Source organism: Parazoarcus sp. PS-13 R2A (assembly GCF_057621855.1).
Window position 1 is genome coordinate 41408 of the sequence record NZ_JBYEXN010000005.1, and the last position, 24013, is coordinate 65420.

Genomic DNA, 24013 nt, shown 5'->3' on the forward strand with positions numbered 1-24013 from the left:
CGCGGCCGGCGTGACACGGATGCCCGTCACATTCTTGCCGTATTCACCGACCCTCAGTAAACTCGCGCGATTAAACGGTAAACTCTGCACATGACCACGTCCGCGCCCAACCGCTCCATCGAGTTTCGCAATACGACACTCGGCGCAACCATTGCCGTCCTGCGCGATACCGAACCCGTCGGTCTGGCCGACTCGCTGCACAAGATGCTCGGCGGCATGCCGGACTTCTTCAATGGCGAAGCCGCCATTCTCGATTTCTCCGGCATCACCAAGGCGCCTGGACGTGTAGACTGGGCCGGGCTGCTGTCCCTGCTCCGACGCTATCAGCTGCAACCGATCGGCGTACGCAACCTGCCCGCAGAGCTCTCGGCCGCTGCGCGTCAGGCCGGACTGGCCATACTTGACAACCTCGAGCTGCGCGAACGGCCGGCAGGCGAAACATCTCGCACACCGCCGCCAGCACCTGCGCCAAAGGCGGAGGCTCCGCCGCAACCCGCAGCCCCTTCTGCTCCGGCGTCCATTCCCAACACGCTGTTCGTCGAGCGTCCGCTGCGCTCCGGACAGCAGGTGTATGCGCGTGGTGGCGACCTGGTATTGCTGGCAGGCATGAGTAACGGCGCGGAGGTCATCGCCGACGGCAGCATTCACTGCTTTGGCCCGCTACGCGGCCGAGCGCTGGCTGGTGCGCAGGGAAACAGCAAGGCGCGCATCATTGCAACCAATTTCGGTCCGGAGCTGGTTTCCATCGCCGGCGTTTATCGCACCTTCGAAAAAGGCATCCCTGAGGCAATTGCCGGGCGTGGTGCCATGGTGCGACTGAACGACGCTGGAGAAGCACAGACCATAGAAATCGAACCGCAGCAGCTCGACTGACGCGGCATACATACATTCAAGGGGAAAACGTGAAAGTCATCGTCATTACTTCTGGCAAGGGCGGCGTAGGTAAAACCACCACCAGCGCTGCATTCTCGTCAGGACTGGCCCTGCGCGGCTTCAAGACGGCCGTGATCGACTTCGACGTCGGTCTGCGCAACCTCGACCTCATCATGGGGTGTGAGCGCCGTGTCGTGTATGACCTCGTGAACGTGGTCAATGGCGAGGCCAAGCTGAACCAGGCGCTGATCAAGGATCGCCACTGCGAGAACCTCTTCATCCTTCCCGCTTCCCAGACGCGCGACAAAGATGCGCTGACGGAAGAAGGCGTCGAGAAGGTGCTGCATGATCTTGAGCACATGGGCTTCGACTATGTGGTCTGCGATTCGCCTGCCGGTATCGAGCGTGGTGCCGTGATGGCCCTCACCTTTGCCGACGAAGCGATCGTCACCACCAACCCGGAAGTCTCCTCGGTTCGCGACTCGGACCGCATCCTCGGCATCCTGCAGTCGAAGTCGAAGCGTGCCCGCGAAGGTGGCGAGCCGGTCAAGGAGCACCTGCTGGTCACGCGTTACTCTGCCAAGCGCGTCGAAGACGGCGAAATGCTGTCGTACAAGGACGTGCAGGAGTTGCTGCGCGTGCCGCTGATCGGTGTCATTCCCGAGTCGGAGTCGGTGCTTCACGCTTCCAACCAGGGCACACCGGCCATTCACCTCAAGGGTTCGGACGTTGCCGAAGCCTATTCCGATGTGGTCGCGCGCTTCCTCGGTGAAGACCGTGAGCTGCGTTTCGTAAACTACGAGAAACCGGGGCTGATGAAGCGCCTTTTCGGAGGCAAGTGATATGTCTCTGCTTGCCCGCCTGTTTGGCGAAAAGAAGAAAACAGCCGAGATTGCAAAGAACCGGCTGTCACTGCTGATTGCTCACGAGCGCAACGGCGGACCTGCGCAACCCGACTTCATGCCCGCACTCCAGCGTGAGCTGATCGAGGTGATCTCGAAGTACGTTTCGGTCAATCCGGACGACATCAAGGTTCAACTCGAGAAGCAGGACAACTACGAGGTGCTGGAAGTCAATATCGTTCTTCCCGAGGCGGGCCGCTGACACGCGAGGCTCGTGGGCGGGGGCGCCTTGGCGCGGTGTTCGCGACATGAAGTCTCGTCTGGTGCCCGGAACGGGACTTGAACCCGTAAGCCATGCGGCGGCAGATTTTAAGTCTGCTGTGTATACCAATTTCACCATCCGGGCGAGCCGCGGATTTTCGCATAGTCGCGTCATGCTGCACAGTCCTGTTCGCTGCGAAAACAGCCACGCGGCGCGCTTGCAGACAACCTCGAATCACACCGGCATGCAATGCTGAAGGATGCTGCTGCTCATGACGTGCTCGGCGTGGCCGCCGACGCCGATGCTGCCAGCATCAAGAAGGCCTTTCGTCGCCTGGCAATGCGGTGGCATCCCGACCGCAACTCCGCCCCCGAAGCGCTGGAGACCTTCAAGCGCCTGCGCGCCGCGTACGTGCAGATGATGGGGTTCCACGAGGAGGAAGGGGGAGCCGACGACGCGCCCCCCGAGGCGGAAGCCGCTTCCTCCAGTCAATCGAAAGCACGTGCAGCGGATCATTTTCAGGATCTCGAGCTGAGTATTGAAGAGGTCTTCCACGGCGGCGAGAGGTCGGTGTGGATCGAGTCGCAGGCCTCATGTGAAGCGTGTCACGCTAGCGGCGTGGTGGAACTTGCGCATAGCCGTCTGTGCTCGAGCTGTCATGGTTCGGGTCGGATCCGCTCCGGATCGGGGCTTGTTGCATGCGCGGACTGCGATGGGCGCGGCTATTCCAAGCGCACCACCTGTCCGGAGTGCGACGGATCTGGCCGGCACGGGGCGCGCAGGACCCTGTCTGTGCGCATTCCCCGCGGCATGCTGCAGGGCGAGGAGTTGCGTCTCGAAGGCAAGGGCGAAGCGTCTGACGACGCAGGCGTCCTTCCCGGCGACCTTCACTTGCGCGTGCGGATTGCGCCGCACCCGCTGTTTGTTCTCGAGGGGCGCGACCTCGTCATTACGCGACCGGTCAATGCCTTCCGGCTTCTGGCTGGCGGCACACTTGCGATTCCCTTGCCTGGAGGCGGAAAGCTTCAGCTCGAACTGGCTTCGGGGAAGCCTGAGGTACGAGAGGTCACGCTCAATGGCTCGGGTGTGCCGGGGCGAGGCAAGAGGCCTGCGGGTGCGCTTCGCGTAAAACTCGTGCCGCAATTCCCGGATGACCCGAGTCCTGAACTGGCCGCGCTATTTGGCACCCTGGCCGCAAAGGTGGAGGCAGATCTTGCTCACAATGTGCCATCATTGGATGCGTGGGAGCACAAGTGGCTGCCATAAGGATCACGCACCGCGGCATCGGTGTTCCAATGCTGCCGCGGTAGCAACAGGCCCATTTCGAGGTACCTCGCGAACACCTCACTTATCAGCACATCCAGAAAGATTTCAACGTGATTGTTGTCGACCTATGCTGCCCCCGGGAACACCGCTTTGAAGGCTGGTTTGCCTCGGCATCGGCCTTTGACACCCAGCTCGAGCGAAAGCTGGTGTCCTGCCCCATTTGTGGCAGCAGCGAGGTTCGCCGGCTGCCCAGCGCACCCTATGTGCAGACGCGAAGCACCCCGGCACATCAGCCGACCACTGCGACCATGCCGGCCGCGCCGCAGTCGGGAAGCGACCAGGCTGCGAGGTTTGCTGCAACAATACGACAGCTTGCGCGCCAGGCAGAGGATGTCGGCAGCCGTTTCCCCGACGAGGCGCGGCGCATTCACCGCGGGGAAATTGAGCCGCGGAGCATACGCGGTGCCGCTTCGGGTGACGAAATGGGTGAATTGCTCGAAGAAGGAATCATTGTGCTGCCAGTTCCGCCAGATGAGGATCTGCACTGAAACTGGCAGCGACTTCCGCACATTCGTCCACAACAAAACACAAGGGCCCGCCGACACCCGTCAGCGGCCCCCAGTCGGCCTCAAGCTGCCACAGCGCCCTCTCCAGCCAACCCGCATCGCGATCACCGGCATGAGCCGTGACCAGCCCGCGTTTCCTTGCTGCGTTCTCAGCCATATCCGCCTCCTGGTTCAGGCCGCAGGATAGAAATACCGCATGACCGCCCAATGAAGAAGCGGTGACACGGCCGTGACAGTTCAGGGCTGCACGAGCACCAGGGGTACCCACATCTCGTCGGCACTCAGCCCCCCATGGACGCCCACCATCCTGTGCGGCCGCTCACCCGCCATGCGATCACTCAGCGTCCATCCAGGCTCCATCAACAGGGTATGCGTGCCACAGCGCTCAGAAAGGCGCGGATTGAGCGGGCCAGGCCCGAAGAAGCCCGACTCGATCAATCGAGCCGAGGGCACGACAACCGCCCTGCCCCGCAACCGATCCCGCGCCAAGGCCTCGAAATCAGGGCCTGCGCCGCGTCTTACCCGGCAGAATGCGACCCGCCGTTCGCCGAACAGGGGCGCATCCAGCAACGCGGCGAGCGCGGGCATTGTGCGCAGGTGGAGGTGACGGCGATCCGCGGCGTCTATGAAGCCATGATCTGCTGTCAGGATGACAGTCGCACCGCGTCCTGCCAGCCCATGCAACAGCTGCTCAAAGTAGCGATCGATACGTGCAAATTCCGAGACCGCGTTGGGTGAGTGGGCGCCGTAATGATGGCAAATGGCGTCGAAGCGCGGGTAATAGGCGTGAATGAAGCGCCGCGGGCCTCCAGACTGCAAGGCCGCATCAAGGATTGCGGGTATGAATGCGTCCGGACGTGCGTACGCACGGAGATCGGCTCCACGGCCATGCCGGCGCGAGAATGACGACCAGGCGATATCCTGAGGCGAGATCATGGTCACCGGCAGCGCACTGCCAGCGATCATTCCGGCGTATGGAAAAAGCCGTTGAGTGAGTGCCGGACTGCGCAGACGCCCCGCGCCCCGACGATAGAGCGGCAAGGGGGCGATGACGCCACCAAAGCGGCGATCATGAATGAACCAGCCGGTCAGGCCATGTTGCGCTGGCGCAAGACCTGTCAGCAGGGTCGTGACGGCGCTGGCGGTGGTGCTCGGAAATACGGAGGTGAGGCGCCGCACACGGTGCTTAAAAATCGCGCTGTGCTGCCCGTGACGCTGGAGAAAAGCGTCGCCAAGTCCATCGATGAGCAGAAAAATGACTGGCCCGCTGCCTTCCGTTCCGAATCCGCCAATCTCGAGTGGAAACTCGGGCCGGCGCAACCAGGCGCCGAGGTCCCGCGCAAGGCCGAAGAGACCACCACAATCAAAGTCTGGCAGGACGGCACCGCGTGGCAACTGAAAGGGGGGATGCAGCATCGGACCGGTCTCCAAATGCAAAAAACCGGACAAGTGTGAATCACTTGTCCGGTTCTGCATACTGGAGCGGCAGAAGAGTCTCGAACTCTCGACCTATACCTTGGCAAGGTATCGCTCTACCAACTGAGCTACTGCCGCTCTAAAACCTTTACAGCCTGGAGGCGCGAGCCGGAGTCGAACCGACCTACACGGATTTGCAATCCGGTGCATAACCGCTTTGCTATCGCGCCTTTAATCCTTGGTCGGCAACCTTTCGGCGCCACAAGTCCGGACGAATCCAAACTCAAAATTCTTTGGAGCGGCAGAAGAGTCTCGAACTCTCGACCTATACCTTGGCAAGGTATCGCTCTACCAACTGAGCTACTGCCGCTCTCGAAAGACCGCCATTATAGACGGCTTTTAAACTGTGTCAACCTTTTATTAAAAAATCTCTTAGCGATCCATATGCCGCGCCAACCTCGGCATGGCTCGACGGAGGTAATACCCCATCGACCAGAGCGTAAGAGCCGCCGCCACGTAGATCAGAATACTGCCCACGAAGCGGAGGTCAATCGACGACAGGGGCGCATTGTATAGCAGCAAGGGAATGGCTGTCATCTGTGCTGCTGTTTTCAGTTTGCCGATGTAGGCGACCGCAACACTCGCGGACTCGCCCACCCGCGCCATCCATTCGCGCAGGGCCGAAATCGTGATTTCGCGCCCGATGATGATGACCGCGATGATCGCGTCGACCCTCGCAAGCTGAACCAGCAGGATGAGCGCTGCAGCCACCATCAGCTTGTCTGCAACGGGATCGAGAAAGGCGCCGAAGGCCGAGGTCTGCCGAAGCACCCGCGCGAGATAGCCATCGAACCAGTCGGTTACTGCGGCAAGGACGAAGACTGCAGTACCGAACAGATTCTTTTGCGCCGGGCTCACCCATGTGTCGGGCAGGTAAAACACGCCGACGAAAAGCGGGATCATGGCGATGCGGGCCCAGGTCAGGGCGTTGGGTATATTGAGAGGCATGCGGCGCGGCGGTTTCGCCCTAATTGTCAGTGCAGGGCCGAGTATATCTGTTCGGCAAGCGCGCGGCTGATGCCATCGGCCCGACACAGGTCCTCGACGGTTGCATTCCGCACACCGTCCAGCCCGCCAAAGGCCGCAAGGAGGTTGCGCCGACGGGCAGGTCCGACGCCGGGGATGTCATCCAACTTGGATCCGATACGTGCCTTACCCCGGCGCGCACGGTGGCCGGTGATCGCAAAGCGGTGCGCTTCGTCGCGGATCTCGATGATGAGATGGAGGGCCGATGATGCGCCGCCGAGTGCAAGCCCCTCCCGGCCATCGGGAAAGATCAGCGTCTCAAGCCCGGCCTTGCGCCCCTCTCCCTTGGCCACACCGACCATCGACACCGATTCGAGTCCGACTTCGGCCAGGATCGCGGCCGCGGCACTCACCTGCCCCTTCCCCCCGTCGATGAGGATGAGGTCGGGGCAGACGCCCTCGCCTGCTGCGACCTTGCCGTAGCGGCGTTCCAGCACCTGGCGCATGGCTGCAAAATCGTCGCCCCCGGTAATGCCCTCGATGTTGTAGCGTCGATATTCGGAGCGCTTCATTGCGCCCGCTTCGCACACCACACAGGAGGCCACGGTTGCTTCGCCCATGGTGTGGCTGATGTCGAAACACTCTATGCGGTGCGGAGCCTCGGCGAGATCGAGTGCGTCGCGCAAGGCATCGAGTCGCTGCTCGATCCGCCCGGCGTCCCGCGCACGCCCCTGAATGGCGAGATGGGCATTCTTCTCCGCCATCTCCATCCATGCCTTCTCGGCGGCATATCGTGGTGACACCACACCCTGTGGCCGCTCGCTGATTTCGGCGAGCGTTTCCTTCACGCTCTGGGGGTCAAGGTTGACCAGAATCCGCGCGGGAATGGGATGCTCAGCGTAGTGCTGCTCGACGAATGCGAGCAGACCGTCGAGCGCACCGGAGACGCTCGCTCCGGAAGGAAACTGGGGCCGGTCTCCGAGATGCCGGCCGCCTCGAATCATCGCGATATTGATGCAGGTGAGACCGTCCTCTTCGACAGCCGCAAGAATATCGACGTCCTCGTCCTTGCGGCTGTCGACGAACTGGCGGTGAAGCACCGCCTGGAGCACCCTGACCTGATCACGGCAGGCCGCCGCCTCTTCAAAGGCGAGGCGGTCGGACGCAGCATGCATGCGCCCGGTCAGGTCGTCGATCACTTCGCTCGCCTGTCCGTCGAGAAAGCGGCTCGCGAGTCTGACATCCGCAGCGTAGTCGGCGCTGTCGATCAGGCCGACGCAGGGGCCGGTACAGCGTTTTATCTGATTGAGCAGACAGGGGCGCGAGCGGTTCTGGAACACCGAGTTCTCGCAGGTTCGAAGCTGAAAGGTCTTCTGCAGGAGATGGATGCTCTCGCGCACCGCGTAGGCGTTCGGGAACGGTCCGAAATATCGTGCCCCCTTGGTGAATGCTCCGCGATGGTAAGCAAGCCGCGGAAACGCGTCGCCAGACAATTCGATATAGGGATAGGTCTTGTCGTCACGAAAAAGGATGTTGTAGCGCGGTGCGAGACTCTTTATGAGGTTGTTCTCGAGGATGAGCGCCTCGGCCTCAGAGCGGGTGGAGGTCACATCGACGCGCACGATCTGCGCCACCATCATGGCAATGCGAGGGCTCGACAGCGTGCGCTGGAAGTAGCTCGAGACCCGGCGCTTGAGGTTCTTGGCTTTGCCGACGTACAACACCTTGTCGTCGGCGCCGATCATCCGATAGACGCCGGGCTCCTCCGTCAGATTGCGGAGGAAGGACTTTGCATCGAAACCCGCGGGCTCATCAGTTGTGCTCATATGCGCTGCGCATTCAGTCTGGTTGTACGACGGCGTCAAAGCCGTTCGCTGGTGTGCGGCGTCACTGCAGGTGTTGCCGCCACTCCCCGGAAAATCACTGCGCCGAGGAGCCGGTGGCCTCAGGAGCGGGTCTTGTCACCAATCGTGGACGCGGCCATGGAGGGGCCAGAGGGCACGTCGGCAGGAATCGACAGCACCTGTGTTCGCGCAGCCAGGTAGGGACCGTGCACCTCCAGCGCAAACGGGTCCACCGGTCTGGACGGGCGAGACTTTGCAGGCGCCAGCGCCGCAATTCGGGCGAGGCTCTCCGGATTGGGTATCGGGGCCCAGCGATCCAGCAGATCGGCCGCAAGGTCCGGGCGATTGCACACCAGAATCATGTCGCATCCGGCCTCATAGGCGGCCTTGGCGCGACCAAGAATGTCACCTGCGACCTTCGCGCCTTCCATGTTCAGATCGTCGCTGAAGACCACTCCGTCGAAACCGATGCGCTTGCGCAATACATCCTGCAGCCAGAACGCGGAGAAACCGGCTGGTGCGGGGTCGGCCCGCGGATAGATCACGTGCGCAGGCATGACGCCGGCCAGCTGGCGTCCGAGCCGGTGGCGATAGGGCGCGATGTCCTCCGCCCATACAGCTTCGAATTCGCGATCATCGACCGGAATATCATGGTGTGAATCGGCCTCGACGAAGCCGTGCCCCGGAAAATGCTTGCCGACACATGCCATGCCCGCCTCGGCCATTCCGGCCGAAAGCGCCTGGGCCAGCGTCGCGACGACCTGAGGGTCACGGTGAAAGGCACGATTGCCGATCGCGCGGCTCACACCGTAGTCGAGATCCAGCACCGGCGTGAAGCTCAGATCGACACCATGCGCGAGCAGCTCCGCGGCGAGGACGTGGCCGGTCGCGCGTGCCGCATCGAGCGCGGCAAGATGATCGTGATCCCACATCTGCCCCAGCGTGCGCATTGCCGGCAGGCGGGTGAAGCCATCGGTGCGAAACCGCTGCACACGCCCGCCTTCATGGTCGACCGCAATCACAAGCGCGGGGTCCCTCAAACCATGGATCTCGGCCGTCAGTGCAGCGAGTTGTTCGGATCCGGAGAAGTTGCGTGCGAACAGGATGACCCCGCCGACCAGCGGATCGCACAGGCGCTCGCGCTCGTCGTCGTCGAGTTCCGTGCCGGCAACGTCGAGCATGACGGGGCCGCGTGGCAGCTTGAGGGGAGCAGTATTCATGGTTTCTCGATGACCGCAAACGCAACGACGTAATCGTTTTCGTCAGAAAGACTGAGGTGAGCATGCAGCCCGCGTTCGCGCATGTACGCTTCCAGACGCGGGTCGAATGAAAACAGCGGCTTGCCGAGCTCGTCATGCGCGACCGCGACGGCGTGCAATGTGGCTGGCACCGCAACGCCGGTGCCGAGCGCTTTTCCAAAGGCCTCCTTGGCGGCGAAACGCTTTGCCAGCATCCGGGCAGGATCCTGACTCGCGCGCCAGGCATCGCGTTCGGACTCGGCAAGGATTCGCAGCGCAAAGCGCTCGCCGTGACGCTCAAGCGCCTCACTCAGACGCTTTACGCGAACAATGTCGGTCCCTACCCCGTGGATCATTGCTGCTGCGTCACGCCCGGTGGGCAGCGTGGGCCGCGGCTTCGCGGATCAGCCGCTTCATTTCGGCAACCGCGGCACGCAGGCCGATGAACACGGAGCGGCTGACAATTGCATGACCGATGTGCAACTCGCGCACTCCGGCCAGGCGGGCAATTGGCTCTACGTTGTAGTAGTTCAAGGCATGACCCGCATTGAAGCGCATGCCGAGCCCGCAAGCAGCCTCACCCGCCCGCCGAACCTTGTCGAGCTCGAGCAGAACCGCCGGGCTTTCGGCGTCGCGACCTGCATCATGAAATGCGTGCGCATACGGGCCGGTGTGGATCTCGCACACGCGCGCACCGATGCGGGCGGCCGCTTCGATCTGCGGCAACTCCGCGTCGATGAATACGCTGGTCACAATTCCCGCATCGGCAAGCCGACCGACAACGTCCTTGAGGCGCGCTTCCTGCGCCAGCACGTCGAGTCCGCCCTCGGTGGTGACTTCGTGCCGGCCCTCTGGCACCAGCATCGCCATCTCCGGCTTGAGGGCGCAGGCGATGTCGACCATCTCGTCGGTTGCCCCCATCTCGAGGTTAAGCTTCACCTGTGTGAGCTCACGCAGCCGGCGCACGTCGCTGTCGTTGATATGCCGGCGATCCTCGCGCAAGTGCACGGTAATGCCATCGGCTCCACCCAGATGCGCTTCGACCGCGGCCCATACCGGGTCGGGCTCCCAGGTGCGACGTGCCTGCCGCAGCGTGGCGACGTGGTCAATATTGACGCCCAGTTCGATCACAGTTCCTGCAACTCCTTCAGCACCCGGCGCGACTGCAACTGCTGCCCGCCGAGGTAGTGGTTTATAAGCGCACGCAGCAGCCGCTTTGACTGGACCAGCGTTTCGGCGCGGGAAAAATCATCTGCCGCCATGTCGAGCAGCGTCTGCCCGCTGACCGGCAGATCGTCCTCGCCGAATGCCTCAATCTCATCCGCATTCGCCGCCAGATCCACGGCGACAGGGCCTCGTTCGATTATATAGCGGTAGCGACCGGTCGGCCGGACCGCCCCATCCTCGGCGCAGTCGAGCGCGATACCGTAGCCGAGTTCCTGCAGCAGCGTGAGTTCGAAACGACGGAGAATCGGCGGGAGGCTCTCGTTGCGGCCGAGCGCGGTGACGGCGGATTCGTAGGCCTCGAACAGCGCTGGGTGCGGATCTTCCCGCGCAGTGAGGCGGAGCATGAGTTCATTGAGGTAGTAACCGCACAGCAAGGCACGCCCGGTCAGAAGTGGCTGGCCGCCACGCCACTCCGCGCGGATCAGCGTCTTCACCTCGCCCCCGCCGGACCAGTCCATGAGCAGGGGCTGAAATGCCATCAGGACGCCCCGGAGGGCGGACATCGGCCGCCGCGCGCCCTTTGCGGCAAGCGCCGCACGCCCATGTTCGAGCGAAAAGACTTCGACGATCAGGCTGGTTTCACGCCAGGGTAGCGTGTGCAGCACCCATGCCGGCTGCTGCTCGATACGTTGCTTCAGCGCCACGTCGACGCGTGCTCACTCGTACCCGAGGCTCTTCAGCGCACGCTCGTCGTCGGCCCAGCCACTCTTGACCTTGACCCACACCTCGAGAAACACCTTGCCGTCGAACAGCTTCTCCAGTTCGACGCGGGCTTCCGACGAGATGCGCTTGAGCTTTTCGCCGCCCTTGCCGATCACGATGCCCTTGTGCCCTGCCCTGTCCACGATGACTGCTGCATGAATGCGGCGCAGACGACCCTCGGTTTCAAACTTCTCGATCTCGACTGCGATGCCGTAAGGCAGTTCGTCGCCAAGCAAGCGGAACAGCTTCTCACGCAGGAATTCCGCCGCAAGGAAGCGTTCGCTGCGATCGGTGATCTCGTCTTCCTCGTACATTGCGATGCCTTCAGGCAGCAGCGGGGTTGCCGCGCTGATCAGGGTGTCGCAGTTGCTGCCGCGCTCCGCCGACAACGGCACGATCTCGACGAAGTCGCGCAGACCGCGCACGCTTTCGATGAACGGAAGCAGACGGGCCTTCTCCTTGAGCTGGTCCACCTTGTTGATGACCAGAACCACCTTCGCGTCTTCCGGAATCACTTCGAGCACGCGCTTGTCGTCGTCGCCCATGCGCCCGGCTTCGACCACGAAGAACACCAGGTCGACATCGGAGAGCACCTGCGACACCGTACGGTTCATCGAGCGGTTCAGCGCATTGCGGTGCTGGGTCTGAAAGCCCGGCGTGTCGACAAAGATGAACTGCGCGCCCTTGTTCGTCAGGATTCCCGTCACGCGGTGGCGCGTCGTCTGCGCCTTGCTCGACACGATGCTGATCTTCTGCCCGATCAGACGGTTGAGCAAGGTCGATTTACCGACGTTGGGCCGACCGACAATGGCGACGAAGCCAGCACGAAAGTCTGGTTTGTCGATGGGTTCGTCCTTGTCCGGCGTTGTATTCATTTCTTCCTCAATTTGGTCAGTGCGAGTTGGGCCGACTGCTGCTCAGCAGCACGGCGGCTGGTGCCGCGACCGACCGTACGCACGGCGAGTTTCGGTACTTCGCACGACACTTCAAACTCTTGCGCATGTGCTTCGCCGAGAACCTGCACCATGGTGTAGGTGGGCAAGGCAATCTTCCTGCCCTGCAGCCACTCCTGAAGCGCCGTCTTCGGGTCCTTGGACGGTGCAGCCGGATTCACCTCTGCGAGCAGCGGCACATACAGGCGGTCGATGACGGTCTTTGCGGCTTCAAAGCCGGCATCCAGAAACACCGCTGCGATAATGGCCTCGACCGCGTCCGCAAGGATGGATGGACGACGGAAGCCGCCTGACTTCAACTCGCCCTCACCGAGACGCAAACAGTCGCCAAGCTGCAGGTCCATTGCCAGGCGATGAAGCGCCTCCTGGCGAACCAGCGAAGCGCGAACTCGCGACAGCTCCCCTTCCTTGAGGTCGGGAAATCGCTCAAAAAGCGCAATCGAAGTCACGCAGTTGAGTACGCTGTCACCCAGAAATTCGAGGCGCTCGTTATTGAGCTGTCCAAAACTGCGATGTGTCAGTGCCTGCTGCAGCAACGCTGGATCAGAGAAAACATGGCCGAGTTTGCGTTGCAGCCTTTCATTGAACTCCGACATCAGATACCGGCACTCGAAACCTGGAAGTCGAACAGAAGACTGACATTGCCGGCCACGGGCACCTTGCGCGAATACTCTGCTTCGACGACGACCTTGCCCGCAATTTTGCTGATGGTCAGATCTGCACCGGTAACGGAGGATACGTCGTCGATTTGACCGCGGCGATCAAAACTGCGGCGCATTTCGGTGAGGGTCGCGCCACCGTCGCCTTCTTCGGCAACAAGTTTCACGATGCGTTCGACCGCCATGTATTCGTTGATTGCGGGCACCGTGCGAAAGGCGATCAACAGTACGAAAGCGAGCAGGCCGCCGACAATCATCACGCTGATCAGGCTGAGGCCGCGCTGGCGAGATTGAGTCATGACTACATTCCCCGTCATCAGTGGAAGCGACCGATTCGCTTCATGTCATTGAAGTTGAACCAGATGAAAAAGGCGCGCCCGACAATGTTCTCGTCCGGCACGAAACCCCAGACACGGCTGTCGCTGCTGGCATCGCGGTTGTCGCCCATGACGAAGTAATGGCCCTGGGGCACGGTGCAGCTTACGCCGCTGCTAGTATATGTACAGTTGTCGCGATTGGGGTAATTCAGCACCTGCGGCACATAGGCCGGCGCTTCGCGTTCGAGCAACACCTTGTGCTCGATCGTGCCGAGCTTCTCGACATACTGCGGCGAATAGTAGAGACGATCCGGATGAAGGTAACTGCCGGCTTCGTCGGTCTGTACTGCTTCACCGTTGATGCTCAGGCGCTTGTTGATGTACTCGACCTTGTCGCCCGGCAAGCCGACAACGCGCTTGATGTAGTCCATCGAAGGGTCTGCCGGGTAACGAAAGACCATGACGTCCCCGCGTTCCGGATCATTGATGTCGATGACCTTCTTGTTGATCACCGGCAGGCGGATGCCATAGGTGAACTTGTTCACCAGAATGAAATCGCCCACGAGCAGCGTCGGAATCATCGAGCCGGACGGAATCTTGAACGGCTCGACGATGAACGAACGCAGGCCGAACACGATCAGGATCACCGGAAAAAAGCTCGCACCGTACTCGACCCACCACGGCGCCGGGGCGCCCGCTGCACGCTGCTTGCGCGCATGGAACCGGTCGAAGGCCCACAGCACACCTGTGGCAACGAGCAGTAGAAAAAGGATCAGGGCAAAATTCACGCAGACTCCAGTCAGTTACGACGCCGCTGAGACGCCTGGTTGCAGGTTTACTTACCTTCGTCCGTGCGCAGCACGGCAAGGAAGGCTTCCTGCGGAATCTCGACGTTTCCGACCTGCTTCATGCGCTTTTTGCCTTCCTTCTGTTTCTCGAGCAGCTTCTTCTTGCGTGAAATGTCGCCGCCATAACACTTGGCCAGCACGTTCTTGCGCAAAGCCTTGATGGTTTCGCGTGCAATGATGTTTGCGCCGATCGCTGCCTGGATCGCGACATCGAACATCTGGCGCGGAATCAGGCCACGCAGCTTGGCCGCCAGCTCGCGGCCCCGGAACGCCGCGTTTGCCCGGTGAACGATCACCGACAGCGCATCGACCTTCTCGCCACCGACCATCAGGTCGAGCTTGACCAGATCGGCCGTGATGTACTCCTTGAACTCGTAGTCAAGCGACGCGTAACCACGCGAAACCGACTTGAGCTTGTCGAAGAAGTCCATCACCACTTCGTTCATCGGCATGTCGTAGATCAGCTGGACCTGGCGACCGTGGTATCGCATGTCCACCTGCGCGCCACGCTTCTGGTTGCACAGCGTGATCACCGGGCCAACGTAATCCTGCGGCAGGAAAATCGTTGCGGTGATGATGGGCTCGCGAATCTCCTGATACTTGCCCGGCTCTGGCAGTTTCGATGGGTTCGAGACCTGGATCACCTCACCGCTGTTGAGCACGACCTCATAGATCACCGTCGGCGCGGTGGTGATGAGGTCCATGTCGAACTCGCGCTCGAGGCGTTCCTGCACGATATCCATGTGCAGCAGGCCCAGGAAACCGCACCGGAACCCGAAACCGAGCGCCTGCGACACTTCGGGCTCGAACTGCAGCGACGCGTCATTGAGACGGAGCTTCTCGAGCGAGTCGCGCAACTGGTCGTATTCGCTCGACTCGACCGGATACAGACCGGCGAACACCTGCGGCTTGATTTCCTTGAAGCCGGGCAGAGGCGCGGTAGCAGGCTTGCCTGCGAGGGTGACGGTATCGCCGACCTTTGCGGCCTCGAGTTCCTTGATACCGGCGATGATGAAACCCACTTCGCCCGCAGCCAGGTGATCACGGCTGACGGATTTCGGCGTGAACACCCCGACCTGTTCGCAGGGATACTGGGCGCCGTTCGACATCAGCAGGATCCTGTCCTTGGGTCGGAGAATCCCGTCGACCACGCGCACCAGCATCACGACGCCAACATAGTTGTCGAACCACGAGTCGATGATAAGCGCCTTCAGGGCGCCGTCAGGGTTGCCACGTGGCGCGGGAACCCTGGCCACGACAGCCTCGAGCACTTCCTCGATACCGATACCGGTTTTCGCCGAGCACAGGATCGCCTCGGCCGCATCGACACCGATGACGTCCTCGATTTCCTGACGGGCGTTCTCCGGGTTCGCTGCGGGCAGGTCGATCTTGTTCAGGACCGGCACGACTTCAACGTTCTGGTCGAGCGCGGTGTAGCAGTTCGCGACAGTCTGCGCCTCAACCCCTTGCGATGCATCGACCACCAGCAGGGCGCCTTCGCACGCTGCCAGGGAGCGGCTCACTTCGTACGAAAAGTCCACATGGCCCGGGGTGTCGATCAGGTTGAGGTTGTAGACCTTCCCGTCCTTCGCCTTGTAGTGCAGCGCAGCAGTCTGCGCCTTGATGGTAATGCCGCGCTCACGCTCGATATCCATCGAGTCGAGCACCTGCGCCTCCATCTCGCGGTCGGAGAGCCCGCCGCAGAAGTGAATGAGTCGATCGGCCAGCGTAGACTTGCCGTGATCGATATGAGCAATGATGGAGAAGTTTCTGATATGTTGCATGCGCACGCAAAAAGGGTGCCTTTCGGCACCCGTTCTGGAATTGGTTGGCCTCGTCAAGCGTCGGATTCTAGCGGAAAAGCACCGCAATAGGCACGGACACCCGTTTCATCGAGATGGTAGTGGCAGAGTTCATGCTCACCGTGGAGTACAACCGGGACCAGTTCGTCCCAGCGCGCCTCGAGTTCCGGATGGAGGTCGACATCGATGACCTTCACCGTCCAGCCCAGTTCTGCTGCAATGGGTTCGAGGGCCGCGACCAGATCGTGGCACAGGTGACACCACTCACGGCTCAGTACGGTCAGCTCCCGCCTCATTTGCCGGCACGCAGGCTGACGAAGGAGGTGGCCTCCCCGCGCAGGACCAGGAGACTCAACTGCTGCCCCTCCTTGAGTTCGGCAACGATGCGTTCGAAGACCTCTGGTTTGGCGAGCGCCGTCTGTTTGCCACCGACGATGACCGCCAGCACGGTATCACCGACCTGAAGCGAAGCACGCGCTGCCGGGCCTTCCGCACGATCGACCATCAGACCCTGTGCAGCAGGCTGGTCGCGACCGCGGATCAATGGCGGCTTGATCAGCACCAGACCCAAGCGGTTGCCAGTGCTTGACGGTACACTGGTCTTCCGCACTCGCGGCGTCTGCGGATCGCGCCACTCGCCAAGCGTGACCTTCAATTCCTTCGGCGCACCTTCGCGATACACCACCATCTCCGCACGCGTGCCCGGCCGTCGCGCGGCGACGATACGCGGTAGATCGCTGGACTTGTCGACGTTGCGCCGGTCGAAGCGCACGATCACGTCGCCACGCACCACTCCCGCTCGCGCGGCGGGGCTATCGGGTTCGACCGCGCTGACGAGCGCGCCAGACGCCTTCGGCAATCCAAAGCTCCCGGCCAGATCGACAGTGACTTCCTGGATGGCCACGCCAATCCGGCCGCGCTGAATGCGCCCATGCGTGCGCAACTGCTGTTGCACATCCATGGCGACATCGATCGGAATCGCGAATGACAGGCCCATGAACCCACCGGTGCGGCTGTAGATCTGGGAATTGATGCCGATCACCTCGCCCTTGAGGTTGAACAAGGGACCGCCGGAGTTGCCCGGGTTGATCGCAACGTCGGTCTGGATGAAGGGCACAAAGTTCTCGTCGGGCAGACTGCGGTCCTTCGCACTCACGATACCGGCCGTGACTGTCTGGTCGAAACCGAACGGCGAACCGATCGCCAGAACCCACTCGCCCACCTTGAGGCGGTCAGGCTCGCCCAGGGTGACCTTTGGCAGGCCCTTGGCCTCGATCTGGATCAGTGCCACATCGCTGCGCGCATCTGCGCCGATCACGCGGGCTCGATACTCCCGCTTGTCCGCCAGACGCACGAGGATTTCCTCGGCATCTTCGACGACGTGGGCATTGGTCAGAATGAAACCGTCACTGCTGATGATGAAACCCGAACCGAGCGACTCGTTGTCGGGTTCGGGCTGCGGGGTTCGCGGTTGGCGCGGCACGATCCGACGGAAAAAGTCGAACATCGGATCGCCCTCGTCCAGCTCGGGAAAAGCGCGCGCTTTTTGGGTCGTATTGGATATCGTGCTGATATTCACCACCGCCGTTCCCTGCCGCTCCACGAGTGCGGTGAAATCCGGCAGATTGACGGCTGCAAGCGCAGGCAGCACTGACACACACAGCAGCAGTGCGAGCAGCGAAGTACGGAGCATCCGGTTCATGAGAGGTGGGCGTGGCTGCAGTCGGTCAGATCGCGGGACAAGGTCATCCTCAGACCGCCGCGCCAGTTGCGGCTGCGCGCCAGCAGGCGATTGATGAATACAGCAAGCCCCAGCCCGCAGAGCACACCCAGGCCCGCACCGAGGTCGGCACGAGCCGTTTCCGAAAACAGGCTCCCCACTGCCGCACCAATGATCATCAGCACCACGGCAAGCCCGTAACTGAGCAGGGCTGCCCGTAAAGGTGCACCGTCCGGAATCGTGATTCTGACCCGCTCGCCGGGATGCAGTCCAAGCGTGTCGTCGAGGGTGAACACCTGATTCGGTGAGCCGAAGGTATCCGTGATTCGCATCGAACGACAACCACCAGGCTCGTCACAACGCCCGCACCCACCCTGCTTCTCACTGAGGCGAACCCACGCCCTCCCCGCCTCGACGCGAAGGACTTCGGCCGGAGCTTCGATCATTTCGACACCGCTTCGATGCCCTCGGCCAGGCGCTGCACTGCGCGGGCCGGCACCTCGCCGAGAGCCGTCACGACGTGGCCACCGGCAGTGCGCTTGAATACATTGATTGCGCCGCTCGAGGAGGCACCGACATTGGCCGCAGCCTCCGGTCCGGTCGGCTCGATGAACACCGAGATGGCTGCGAGCCCGTCACTGAAGACCATATGCACCGCATCGCCCCGGTCAGCGCCAAGCGAACGTCGCACCACCGAATTGAGCAGAAAACCGTTGATCGGCGTGCGCAATTGCCAACCGGACTCAGCCTTGCTGATCTCGTCGCCACGCACACTGACCACACGCCATCCTTCACCCTGATTGAAACGCGGCTTGAGCAGCGCACTATCCACTTCCCCGCCAATACGAAGGTCGCTGAACGTAAACTGCTCGATCATCTCGCCGCGCGTATCCACCATCCGTGACTTGAGCAGCAGTCCGGTCTGCACTTCTGCCCACAGCACGTGGCCATAACGCATGTCGTCCCGTGGTTCCAGAATGATGGATTGCGCTTCGTAGCCGGCAACACGCCCGCGTTCGCCCTTGCGGATCCGGTAGCTTTCGGCAAGTCCGTTGAACGACGCGGGCAGGCGCGCGGGAAAGACACGGCGGCTGCCGGGCTGGTCAATGATCACCGTCCGCTGTTCGGGCAGCACGCAGCGTACCTCGCCGGCGCTGCGAATGACCTCGCGCGGACTGCCGTCGAGCACCTCGAGACGTTCGTACTCGCCGTCACCATTGGCCCGGTGCGCAATGCGGGACGTCTCGATCTGCTTGCCCGACTGATAGGTAAAGGTGCCAACGTAATTGAGACGCTGGCTGGCCGTCGAAATCTTGCCCAGCCATGACAGTGGATCCGAAGGCGCTTCGGCACTGGCGACGGACTGAAAAAACAAGGAAAACAGGCCTACCGCAACAAGCCAGAACCTCATCGGGAGGTTTCCTCGGACTGTGCTGATACCGTCCTGACGTACTGAAGTGCGCTGGGCATCGGCCCTGCGCCCGTGGAGGCCTGATGCACGAAAAGGTATTCGCGATGACGGGTCTCGACCGATGCGGGTGCAGTCACCGATACATTCTGGACCGGCGCCATCGTGACTACACGGGGCACGGCGGCAACCGGGGCTATTCCAGCGTCGCCGGTGTACATGGTCGCGGCGACCAGGCCAACTGCGGCCACGCCCATCACCGAGGCCGCAATCGGCATCAGGGAATGCCACACCGCACGGCGCGAAACCTCGGCGGGCATCGGCCGCGGCGCGAGCACAGTGGGCTCGTCATCCAGCCCTGCCATCACGCGGGCCACCATATCCGGTGCGCCTTGTTGATCCCCGCGAATCACATCGCCGATCAGACAGTAAACATCCCAGTCCTTCTTCAGCGAGTCTTCGCGGTTCAGACGGTCGACCATCAGGCGCACAGACTGATTATCAAGATCACCGTCCATCAGTGCAGAAAGTTTTTCGTTCATGCCAGCCACCTACCAACGTTTGTCGTGAGCCGTATCAAGCAACGGCCGAAGTCGTTCAGCAATCGACTCCCGCGCACGGAAAATCCGGGAGCGAACCGTCCCGATGGGGCAGTCCATGATGTTGGCGATCTCTTCATAACTGAGCCCCTCGAGCTCGCGCAGCATGATCGCCGTTCGCAACTCTTCGGGCAGCCCCGCCATCGCCTCGTCCACCGTCTCGGCAATCTGCTTCGTCATCAACAGCCGCTCTGGCGTGTTGTTGTCACGAAGCTGATCACCATCCTCAAATGTCTCGGCATCTTCCGAATCGAACCCTGTAGACGTTGGCGCTCTGCGCCGCTGCGATACAAGGTAATTCTTCGCGGTGTTGATACCGATTCTGTACAACCACGTATAAAAAGCACTTTCACCCCGGAACGAGCCCAAGGCACGATAAGCCTTGATGAATGTCTCCTGGGCCACATCTTCAACTTCGGCCGGATCACGAATCAGGCGCGACAGCAGGCGATTCAGCTTCCGCTGGTATTTGCTTACCAGCAAGCCGAAGGCCTGTTTGTCGCCACGCTGCACGCGTTCGACCAGCTGCTGATCGATTTCACGATCGCTCATTGGGGGTCTGTTCTTCTTCGGAGAATGAATAATCTGCCAAAGTATAAGCGACCGCCCGCAGACACAGCAAAATCAAGCTCTGTGGTTGAAGACCGGTGGCTGCAAAATTAGTTCAGAGGGTAACAGGGGTATCGGGTCCGTTACGCCATTCGATAGACATTAAAAGCGGCATCGGGCATGACGGAAGGCTTGCAGCCGCCCACTCCCGTGGCTGCGTGATATATTTGGCAGCTTCACCCATTCGTTTGGCCGCCATCTTGCACAAACAGTACGACGTTCTCATTCTGGGGAGCGGCACCGCAGGTCAGTCGCTCGCACTGCGACTCGCTGACCGCCTGCGGGTTGCCATCGTCACAAAACGGGAGCTTGCCGATAGTGCAAGTGCCTGGGCACAAGGCGGTATTGCTGCGGTACTGGATACCACCGACAGTATTGAAGCGCACATCCAGGACACCTTCACTGCAGGCGCCGGTCTGTGCGACCCTGCAGCCACGCGGTTCGTTGTCGAGCACGGCCGCAGGGCCATCGAGTGGCTGATCAATCGCGGCGTGCCGTTCACCCGGGAAGACCAGTCGGCGCTTGGCTACCACCTGACCCGTGAGGGCGGCCATTCTCATCGCCGCATCATCCATGCTGCAGACGCGACCGGCGCAGCGGTCCAGGCCACCCTCAGCGAAGAGGTACGCGCCCACCCGAACATTGATATCTTTGAGCACCACATCGCCATCGATCTCGTGCTCGGCGAGAAGATCGGACGCCCCGATACCGGCTGCGTCGGAGCCTACGTGCTCGACATCCGCCAGGAGCATGTGGTCACGTTCAGCGCCCGCAGCACGGTGCTTGCGACCGGCGGCACCGGCAAGGTCTATCTCTACACTACCAACCCCGACGTGGCGACGGGGGACGGTGTCGCGATGGCCTGGCGTGCAGGTTGCCGGGTCAGGAACATGGAGTTCATCCAGTTTCATCCGACCTGCCTCTACCATCCTCAGGCAAAGTCCTTCCTGATCTCGGAAGCGGTCCGGGGCGAAGGTGGCCTGCTTCGCCTGCCAGATGGCAACCGCTTCATGCCCGAGCATGACCCCCGCGAAGAACTGGCGCCCCGGGACATCGTTGCGCGCGCAATCGACTTCGAGATGAAGAAGCGCGGCCTCGATTGCGTCTATCTCGACATCAGCCACAAGCCGGCAGACTGGCTGCGCAACCATTTTCCGAACATTCATGCGCGCTGCCTCGAGCTCGGCATCGACATCACGCGCGAGCCAATTCCTGTCGTGCCGGCAGCGCACTATTCCTGTGGCGGCATCGTCACCGATCTCTCGGCGCGAACCGACGTGCAGGCACTCTATGCCGTCGGAGAATCGGCGGGCACCGGTCTGCACGGCGCCAACCGTCTGGCGAGCAACTCCCTGCTGGAGTGTCTGGTTTTCGGCGAGGCGGCGGCGCAGGACATTCTTGCCAACGCCAACAAGCCGATCTATCTGCTGCCTGAATGGGATGAGAGCCGGGTAACGGATGCCGACGAGGAAGTCGTCATTTCGCACAACTGGGCCGAACTCCGCCGTGCAATGTGGGATTACGTTGGCATCGTGCGTACAACCAAGCGACTGCAGCGGGCGCAGCACCGTATTCGCCTGCTCGAGCGCGAGATTCACGACTACTACTCGAACTTCCGCGTCTCCAACGACCTGATCGAGCTCCGGAATCTGGTCGTGACAGCAGACCTGATCGTGCAGTGCGCGCTGAAACGCAAGGAAAGCCGTGGGCTGCACCACTCGAGGGACTTTCCCGATACGCTTCCCAGGGCACGGGACACCATACTGCGGCCGCGAAAGCTCAAGCGCTAGGCTCGGGTGCGCCAAGTGCGCGATGGCGCAGCCACACCTGAAGGCTGCGCCATTTATCCGGATGAAGATTCGCCCTCACCAGCATCAGCCGTAGTTGCGCACGCCCTGCCCTTTCCGTTTCCGGTATCTCCAGCGCGAACCATGCTACCCACGAGAACACAACGGCATCGGGCCGCACGCGGGCAAACACCGGCGCGCTGTTGCCACGCTTCACACTGACGCCGCCGTCCGCCTGCAGTGCAAGCACGACGCCCTGTTTCCTGAGTTCGCCACGCCAGCCAGCAAGCGCCGAGAGGAAGATCAGTCCGACGCCACCCGCGAGCAGCCACGGGGAGCGCATCGCATGAAAAAGCGCCAGCCCCGCAGCACCGTGTGCAGCGAAAACTGACGCCAGAACGCCCCGGGAACTTCGAAGCGTCAGGGAGAGCGGAAACACCATGCGTGCCGCCGCTCGCCCAAAATTACACCCTCCGGAACACCAGGGTTCCGTTCGTACCGCCGAAACCGAAGTTGTTCTTCATCGCCACATCGATCTTCATCGAACGCGCTTCGTTCGCGCAGTAATCCAGATCACACTCGGGATCCTGCTCGAAGATGTTCATGGTCGGCGGCGAAATCTGATGGTGTACTGCGAGAACGGTAAAGATCGACTCAAGGCCGCCAGCACCGCCGAGCAGATGTCCGGTCATCGACTTGGTGGAGTTCACCACCAGCCCCTTTGCGGCATCCGCACCGAAAGCGAGCTTGATTGCCTCGGTCTCGTTCTTGTCGCCGAGCGGTGTCGACGTGCCATGTGCATTGAGGTAGTCGACATCGCTGCAGTTGATGCCGGCATTTGCCAGTGCATTCACCATGCTGCGACGCGGACCGTCGGTGTCGGGTGCTGTCATGTGGTAAGCATCACCACTCATGCCGAAGCCGGAAAGCTCGGCGTAGATCTTGGCGCCACGCTTGACCGCGTGCTCGTATTCTTCGAGCACGAGCACGCCGGCACCCTCGCCCAGCACGAAACCGTCGCGGCCCTTGTCCCAGGGACGGCTGGCCGTGGCGGGGTCGTCGTTGCGCGTCGACAGTGCCTTTGCAGACGCAAAGCCGCCGACTGCGAGTTCGGTCACCGTGGATTCTGCACCACCGCAAACCATCACGTCGGCATCACCGTACTCGATCATGCGCGAGCTCAGGCCAATGGCGTGAAGCCCTGTCGTACATGCGGTGACGACGGCGATGTTCGGGCCCTTCATGCCATACATGATGGACAGGTTACCCGAGATCATGTTGATGATCGTGCCAGGAATGAAGAACGGCGAGATCTTGCGCGGACCACCGGCAACAAAATCTGCATGGGTATCTTCGATCATCGGCAATCCGCCGATGCCAGACCCGATATTGACGCCGATGCGTTCGGCGTTTGCTGCTGTCACCTCGATTCCGGAGTCCCGAATCGCCTGGATGCCGGCTGCCATGCCGTAATGGATGAAGACATCCATGCGGCGTGCTTCCTTCGCGGAAAGATAGGTGGTGACGTCAAAATCCTTGACTTCACCAGCAATGCGGGCCGAGAAGGCACTGGCATCGAAACGGGTGATAGGGCCGATGCCGCTCTTGCCGGCAATCAGGTTTTCCCAGGCTTCGGGAACGGTATTGCCGACCGGCGAGACGAGTCCCAGACCGGTGACGACGACTCTACGACGCGACACGGGCATCTCCGTAAGGAATCAAGGCGGAGGAATGAGGATCGATCCGGACACCACCGCGGCGGTGTCCGGAAAGAAAGCAATTACTTCTTGAGGTGGGCGGTGACGTAGTCAATCGCCTGTTGAACGTTGGTGATCTTCTCGGCCTCTTCGTCCGGAATCTCGCACTCGAACTCTTCTTCCAGTGCCATGACCAGTTCCACGGTGTCCAGCGAATCTGCGCCGAGATCATCCACGAACGAAGATTCGTTCTTGATCTCCGATTCGTTTACGCCAAGTTGCTCAGCAACGATCTTTCTTACGCGCTGTTCGATGTTCTCCATGAACATACTCCTTCCCTGAAAGTGCAGGT

28 protein-coding genes and 4 tRNA genes are annotated in these 24013 nt (G+C 61.5%); 6 read left to right on the top strand and 26 right to left on the bottom strand.

What is annotated here, in order from left to right:
- Positions 1-90 precede the first annotated feature (90 nt).
- The 3 genes from minC to minE are packed head-to-tail and all read left to right on the top strand — an operon-like array spanning position 91 to position 1977.
- Positions 91-873 (top strand): septum site-determining protein MinC, encoded by a 783-nt coding sequence (gene minC, locus AC22G6_RS06730; RefSeq protein ID WP_487366132.1) that lies wholly within the window; start codon positions 91-93, stop codon positions 871-873.
- A gap of 29 nt (positions 874-902) precedes the next feature.
- Positions 903-1715: a septum site-determining protein MinD gene (minD, locus tag AC22G6_RS06735; RefSeq protein ID WP_108974898.1), complete on the top strand. Its 813-nt coding sequence runs from the start codon at positions 903-905 to the stop codon at positions 1713-1715.
- A 1-nt stretch (position 1716) separates the two neighbouring features.
- Positions 1717-1977 (top strand): cell division topological specificity factor MinE, encoded by a 261-nt coding sequence (gene minE / locus AC22G6_RS06740; protein ID WP_108948226.1) that lies wholly within the window; start codon positions 1717-1719, stop codon positions 1975-1977.
- 59 nt (positions 1978-2036) lie between these two features.
- On the opposite strand, the gene AC22G6_RS06745 is transcribed toward minE, so the two are convergent.
- Positions 2037-2121: transfer RNA gene (locus AC22G6_RS06745), tRNA-Leu, on the bottom strand.
- Positions 2122-2226: 105 nt separating this feature from the next.
- Between AC22G6_RS06745 and AC22G6_RS06750 the strand changes: the two genes are divergently transcribed.
- Both AC22G6_RS06750 and AC22G6_RS06755 read left to right on the top strand, forming a co-directional pair.
- Entirely contained in the window at positions 2227-3243 is a 1017-nt protein-coding gene (locus AC22G6_RS06750; protein WP_487366133.1) for a DnaJ C-terminal domain-containing protein, read from the top strand.
- Between the two features lie 110 nt (positions 3244-3353).
- A complete protein-coding gene (locus tag AC22G6_RS06755; protein WP_487366134.1) occupies positions 3354-3791 on the top strand; it encodes a DUF1178 family protein in 438 nt (145 codons plus the stop codon).
- Here AC22G6_RS06755 and AC22G6_RS06760 read toward each other — a convergent pair.
- The 22 genes from AC22G6_RS06760 to rpoE all read right to left on the bottom strand — a co-directional run bounded on the left by AC22G6_RS06760 (position 3751) and on the right by rpoE (position 20120).
- Positions 3751-3966 carry a hypothetical protein gene (locus AC22G6_RS06760; protein WP_487366135.1) on the bottom strand — a complete coding sequence of 72 codons (216 nt, stop codon included), beginning with the start codon at positions 3964-3966 and terminating at the stop codon, positions 3751-3753. The genes AC22G6_RS06755 and AC22G6_RS06760 overlap by 41 nt on opposite strands.
- Before the next feature lie 80 nt (positions 3967-4046).
- On the bottom strand, positions 4047-5285 hold the full coding sequence (locus tag AC22G6_RS06765) for an alkaline phosphatase family protein (RefSeq protein ID WP_487366136.1): 1239 nt from the start codon (positions 5283-5285) through the stop codon (positions 4047-4049).
- Positions 5286-5287: 2 nt separating this feature from the next.
- A tRNA-Gly gene (locus AC22G6_RS06770) sits at positions 5288-5363 on the bottom strand.
- Positions 5364-5381: 18 nt separating this feature from the next.
- A tRNA-Cys gene (locus AC22G6_RS06775) sits at positions 5382-5455 on the bottom strand.
- A 64-nt stretch (positions 5456-5519) separates the two neighbouring features.
- Positions 5520-5595 (bottom strand) — tRNA-Gly (locus tag AC22G6_RS06780).
- A 62-nt stretch (positions 5596-5657) separates the two neighbouring features.
- Positions 5658-6233: a CDP-diacylglycerol--glycerol-3-phosphate 3-phosphatidyltransferase gene (gene pgsA / locus AC22G6_RS06785; protein WP_487366137.1), complete on the bottom strand. Its 576-nt coding sequence runs from the start codon at positions 6231-6233 to the stop codon at positions 5658-5660.
- A gap of 26 nt (positions 6234-6259) precedes the next feature.
- Positions 6260-8077 (bottom strand): excinuclease ABC subunit UvrC, encoded by a 1818-nt coding sequence (gene uvrC, locus AC22G6_RS06790; protein WP_487366138.1) that lies wholly within the window; start codon positions 8075-8077, stop codon positions 6260-6262.
- Positions 8078-8196: 119 nt separating this feature from the next.
- Positions 8197-9315 (bottom strand): beta-N-acetylhexosaminidase, encoded by a 1119-nt coding sequence (nagZ, locus tag AC22G6_RS06795; RefSeq protein ID WP_487366139.1) that lies wholly within the window; start codon positions 9313-9315, stop codon positions 8197-8199.
- A complete protein-coding gene (gene acpS, locus AC22G6_RS06800) occupies positions 9312-9689 on the bottom strand; it encodes a holo-ACP synthase (protein WP_487366140.1) in 378 nt (125 codons plus the stop codon). The genes nagZ and acpS overlap by 4 nt, the downstream gene beginning before the upstream one ends.
- A 10-nt stretch (positions 9690-9699) precedes the next feature.
- Positions 9700-10464, bottom strand: coding sequence for a pyridoxine 5'-phosphate synthase (locus tag AC22G6_RS06805; protein WP_487366141.1), 765 nt, complete (start codon positions 10462-10464; stop codon positions 9700-9702).
- Positions 10461-11204, bottom strand: coding sequence for a DNA repair protein RecO (gene recO / locus AC22G6_RS06810; protein ID WP_487366142.1), 744 nt, complete (start codon positions 11202-11204; stop codon positions 10461-10463). Before recO ends, AC22G6_RS06805 begins: the two co-directional genes overlap by 4 nt.
- Positions 11205-11216: 12 nt before the next feature.
- Entirely contained in the window at positions 11217-12137 is a 921-nt protein-coding gene (gene era / locus AC22G6_RS06815) for a GTPase Era (protein WP_487366143.1), read from the bottom strand.
- Positions 12134-12811 (bottom strand): ribonuclease III, encoded by a 678-nt coding sequence (rnc, locus tag AC22G6_RS06820; protein ID WP_487366144.1) that lies wholly within the window; start codon positions 12809-12811, stop codon positions 12134-12136. Before rnc ends, era begins: the two co-directional genes overlap by 4 nt.
- Complete coding sequence (locus AC22G6_RS06825) at positions 12811-13173, bottom strand: DUF4845 domain-containing protein (protein WP_487366145.1); 363 nt, start codon at positions 13171-13173, stop codon at positions 12811-12813. Before AC22G6_RS06825 ends, rnc begins: the two co-directional genes overlap by 1 nt.
- 17 nt (positions 13174-13190) lie before the next feature.
- The gene (gene lepB / locus AC22G6_RS06830) at positions 13191-13979 is read right to left on the bottom strand and encodes a signal peptidase I (protein ID WP_487366146.1); all 789 of its coding nucleotides are present in this window, start codon (positions 13977-13979) and stop codon (positions 13191-13193) included.
- A 47-nt stretch (positions 13980-14026) separates the two neighbouring features.
- Positions 14027-15823, bottom strand: coding sequence for a translation elongation factor 4 (lepA, locus tag AC22G6_RS06835; protein ID WP_487366147.1), 1797 nt, complete (start codon positions 15821-15823; stop codon positions 14027-14029).
- 53 nt (positions 15824-15876) lie between these two features.
- Positions 15877-16137: a glutaredoxin family protein gene (locus tag AC22G6_RS06840; protein WP_487366148.1), complete on the bottom strand. Its 261-nt coding sequence runs from the start codon at positions 16135-16137 to the stop codon at positions 15877-15879.
- The gene (locus AC22G6_RS06845; RefSeq protein ID WP_487366149.1) at positions 16134-17543 is read right to left on the bottom strand and encodes a Do family serine endopeptidase; all 1410 of its coding nucleotides are present in this window, start codon (positions 17541-17543) and stop codon (positions 16134-16136) included. Before AC22G6_RS06845 ends, AC22G6_RS06840 begins: the two co-directional genes overlap by 4 nt.
- Complete coding sequence (locus tag AC22G6_RS06850; protein WP_487366150.1) at positions 17540-18007, bottom strand: SoxR reducing system RseC family protein; 468 nt, start codon at positions 18005-18007, stop codon at positions 17540-17542. Before AC22G6_RS06850 ends, AC22G6_RS06845 begins: the two co-directional genes overlap by 4 nt.
- Positions 18004-18972, bottom strand: coding sequence for a MucB/RseB C-terminal domain-containing protein (locus AC22G6_RS06855; protein ID WP_487366151.1), 969 nt, complete (start codon positions 18970-18972; stop codon positions 18004-18006). Before AC22G6_RS06855 ends, AC22G6_RS06850 begins: the two co-directional genes overlap by 4 nt.
- A complete protein-coding gene (locus AC22G6_RS06860) occupies positions 18969-19511 on the bottom strand; it encodes a sigma-E factor negative regulatory protein (protein ID WP_487366152.1) in 543 nt (180 codons plus the stop codon). The genes AC22G6_RS06855 and AC22G6_RS06860 overlap by 4 nt, the downstream gene beginning before the upstream one ends.
- A gap of 9 nt (positions 19512-19520) precedes the next feature.
- On the bottom strand, positions 19521-20120 hold the full coding sequence (gene rpoE / locus AC22G6_RS06865) for an RNA polymerase sigma factor RpoE (RefSeq protein WP_108948210.1): 600 nt from the start codon (positions 20118-20120) through the stop codon (positions 19521-19523).
- 257 nt (positions 20121-20377) lie between these two features.
- On the opposite strand from rpoE, the gene nadB reads away from it, so the two are divergent.
- Complete coding sequence (gene nadB, locus AC22G6_RS06870) at positions 20378-21967, top strand: L-aspartate oxidase (protein ID WP_487366153.1); 1590 nt, start codon at positions 20378-20380, stop codon at positions 21965-21967.
- Here nadB and AC22G6_RS06875 read toward each other — a convergent pair.
- The 3 genes from AC22G6_RS06875 to acpP form a co-directional block, all read right to left on the bottom strand.
- Positions 21957-22406: a protein YgfX gene (locus AC22G6_RS06875; RefSeq protein ID WP_487366154.1), complete on the bottom strand. Its 450-nt coding sequence runs from the start codon at positions 22404-22406 to the stop codon at positions 21957-21959. The two genes, nadB and AC22G6_RS06875, sit on opposite strands and share 11 nt — an antisense overlap.
- Positions 22407-22428: 22 nt before the next feature.
- Positions 22429-23664: a beta-ketoacyl-ACP synthase II gene (fabF, locus tag AC22G6_RS06880; RefSeq protein WP_487366155.1), complete on the bottom strand. Its 1236-nt coding sequence runs from the start codon at positions 23662-23664 to the stop codon at positions 22429-22431.
- A gap of 80 nt (positions 23665-23744) precedes the next feature.
- Positions 23745-23984, bottom strand: a complete 240-nt coding sequence (acpP, locus tag AC22G6_RS06885; RefSeq protein WP_108951194.1) for an acyl carrier protein — start codon at positions 23982-23984, stop codon at positions 23745-23747.
- Positions 23985-24013 lie beyond the last annotated feature (29 nt).

Coding starts and splice junctions, on each gene's coding strand:
- AC22G6_RS06840 (WP_487366148.1), bottom strand. CDS start 16,137: ATGAGGCGGGAGCTGACCGTACTGAGCCGTGAGTGGTGTCACCTGTGC.
- lepA (WP_487366147.1), bottom strand. CDS start 15,823: ATGCAACATATCAGAAACTTCTCCATCATTGCTCATATCGATCACGGC.
- AC22G6_RS06855 (WP_487366151.1), bottom strand. CDS start 18,972: ATGAGGTTCTGGCTTGTTGCGGTAGGCCTGTTTTCCTTGTTTTTTCAG.
- minC (WP_487366132.1), top strand. CDS start 91: ATGACCACGTCCGCGCCCAACCGCTCCATCGAGTTTCGCAATACGACA.
- AC22G6_RS06750 (WP_487366133.1), top strand. CDS start 2,227: ATGCTGAAGGATGCTGCTGCTCATGACGTGCTCGGCGTGGCCGCCGAC.
- minE (WP_108948226.1), top strand. CDS start 1,717: ATGTCTCTGCTTGCCCGCCTGTTTGGCGAAAAGAAGAAAACAGCCGAG.
- AC22G6_RS06860 (WP_487366152.1), bottom strand. CDS start 19,511: ATGAACGAAAAACTTTCTGCACTGATGGACGGTGATCTTGATAATCAG.
- acpS (WP_487366140.1), bottom strand. CDS start 9,689: ATGATCCACGGGGTAGGGACCGACATTGTTCGCGTAAAGCGTCTGAGT.
- AC22G6_RS06845 (WP_487366149.1), bottom strand. CDS start 17,543: ATGAACCGGATGCTCCGTACTTCGCTGCTCGCACTGCTGCTGTGTGTG.
- AC22G6_RS06850 (WP_487366150.1), bottom strand. CDS start 18,007: ATGATCGAAGCTCCGGCCGAAGTCCTTCGCGTCGAGGCGGGGAGGGCG.
- era (WP_487366143.1), bottom strand. CDS start 12,137: ATGAATACAACGCCGGACAAGGACGAACCCATCGACAAACCAGACTTT.
- nagZ (WP_487366139.1), bottom strand. CDS start 9,315: ATGAATACTGCTCCCCTCAAGCTGCCACGCGGCCCCGTCATGCTCGAC.
- rpoE (WP_108948210.1), bottom strand. CDS start 20,120: ATGAGCGATCGTGAAATCGATCAGCAGCTGGTCGAACGCGTGCAGCGT.
- pgsA (WP_487366137.1), bottom strand. CDS start 6,233: ATGCCTCTCAATATACCCAACGCCCTGACCTGGGCCCGCATCGCCATG.
- rnc (WP_487366144.1), bottom strand. CDS start 12,811: ATGTCGGAGTTCAATGAAAGGCTGCAACGCAAACTCGGCCATGTTTTC.
- AC22G6_RS06875 (WP_487366154.1), bottom strand. CDS start 22,406: ATGGTGTTTCCGCTCTCCCTGACGCTTCGAAGTTCCCGGGGCGTTCTG.
- AC22G6_RS06765 (WP_487366136.1), bottom strand. CDS start 5,285: ATGCAGAACCGGACAAGTGATTCACACTTGTCCGGTTTTTTGCATTTG.
- acpP (WP_108951194.1), bottom strand. CDS start 23,984: ATGGAGAACATCGAACAGCGCGTAAGAAAGATCGTTGCTGAGCAACTT.
- uvrC (WP_487366138.1), bottom strand. CDS start 8,077: ATGAGCACAACTGATGAGCCCGCGGGTTTCGATGCAAAGTCCTTCCTC.
- AC22G6_RS06760 (WP_487366135.1), bottom strand. CDS start 3,966: ATGGCTGAGAACGCAGCAAGGAAACGCGGGCTGGTCACGGCTCATGCC.
- AC22G6_RS06825 (WP_487366145.1), bottom strand. CDS start 13,173: ATGACTCAATCTCGCCAGCGCGGCCTCAGCCTGATCAGCGTGATGATT.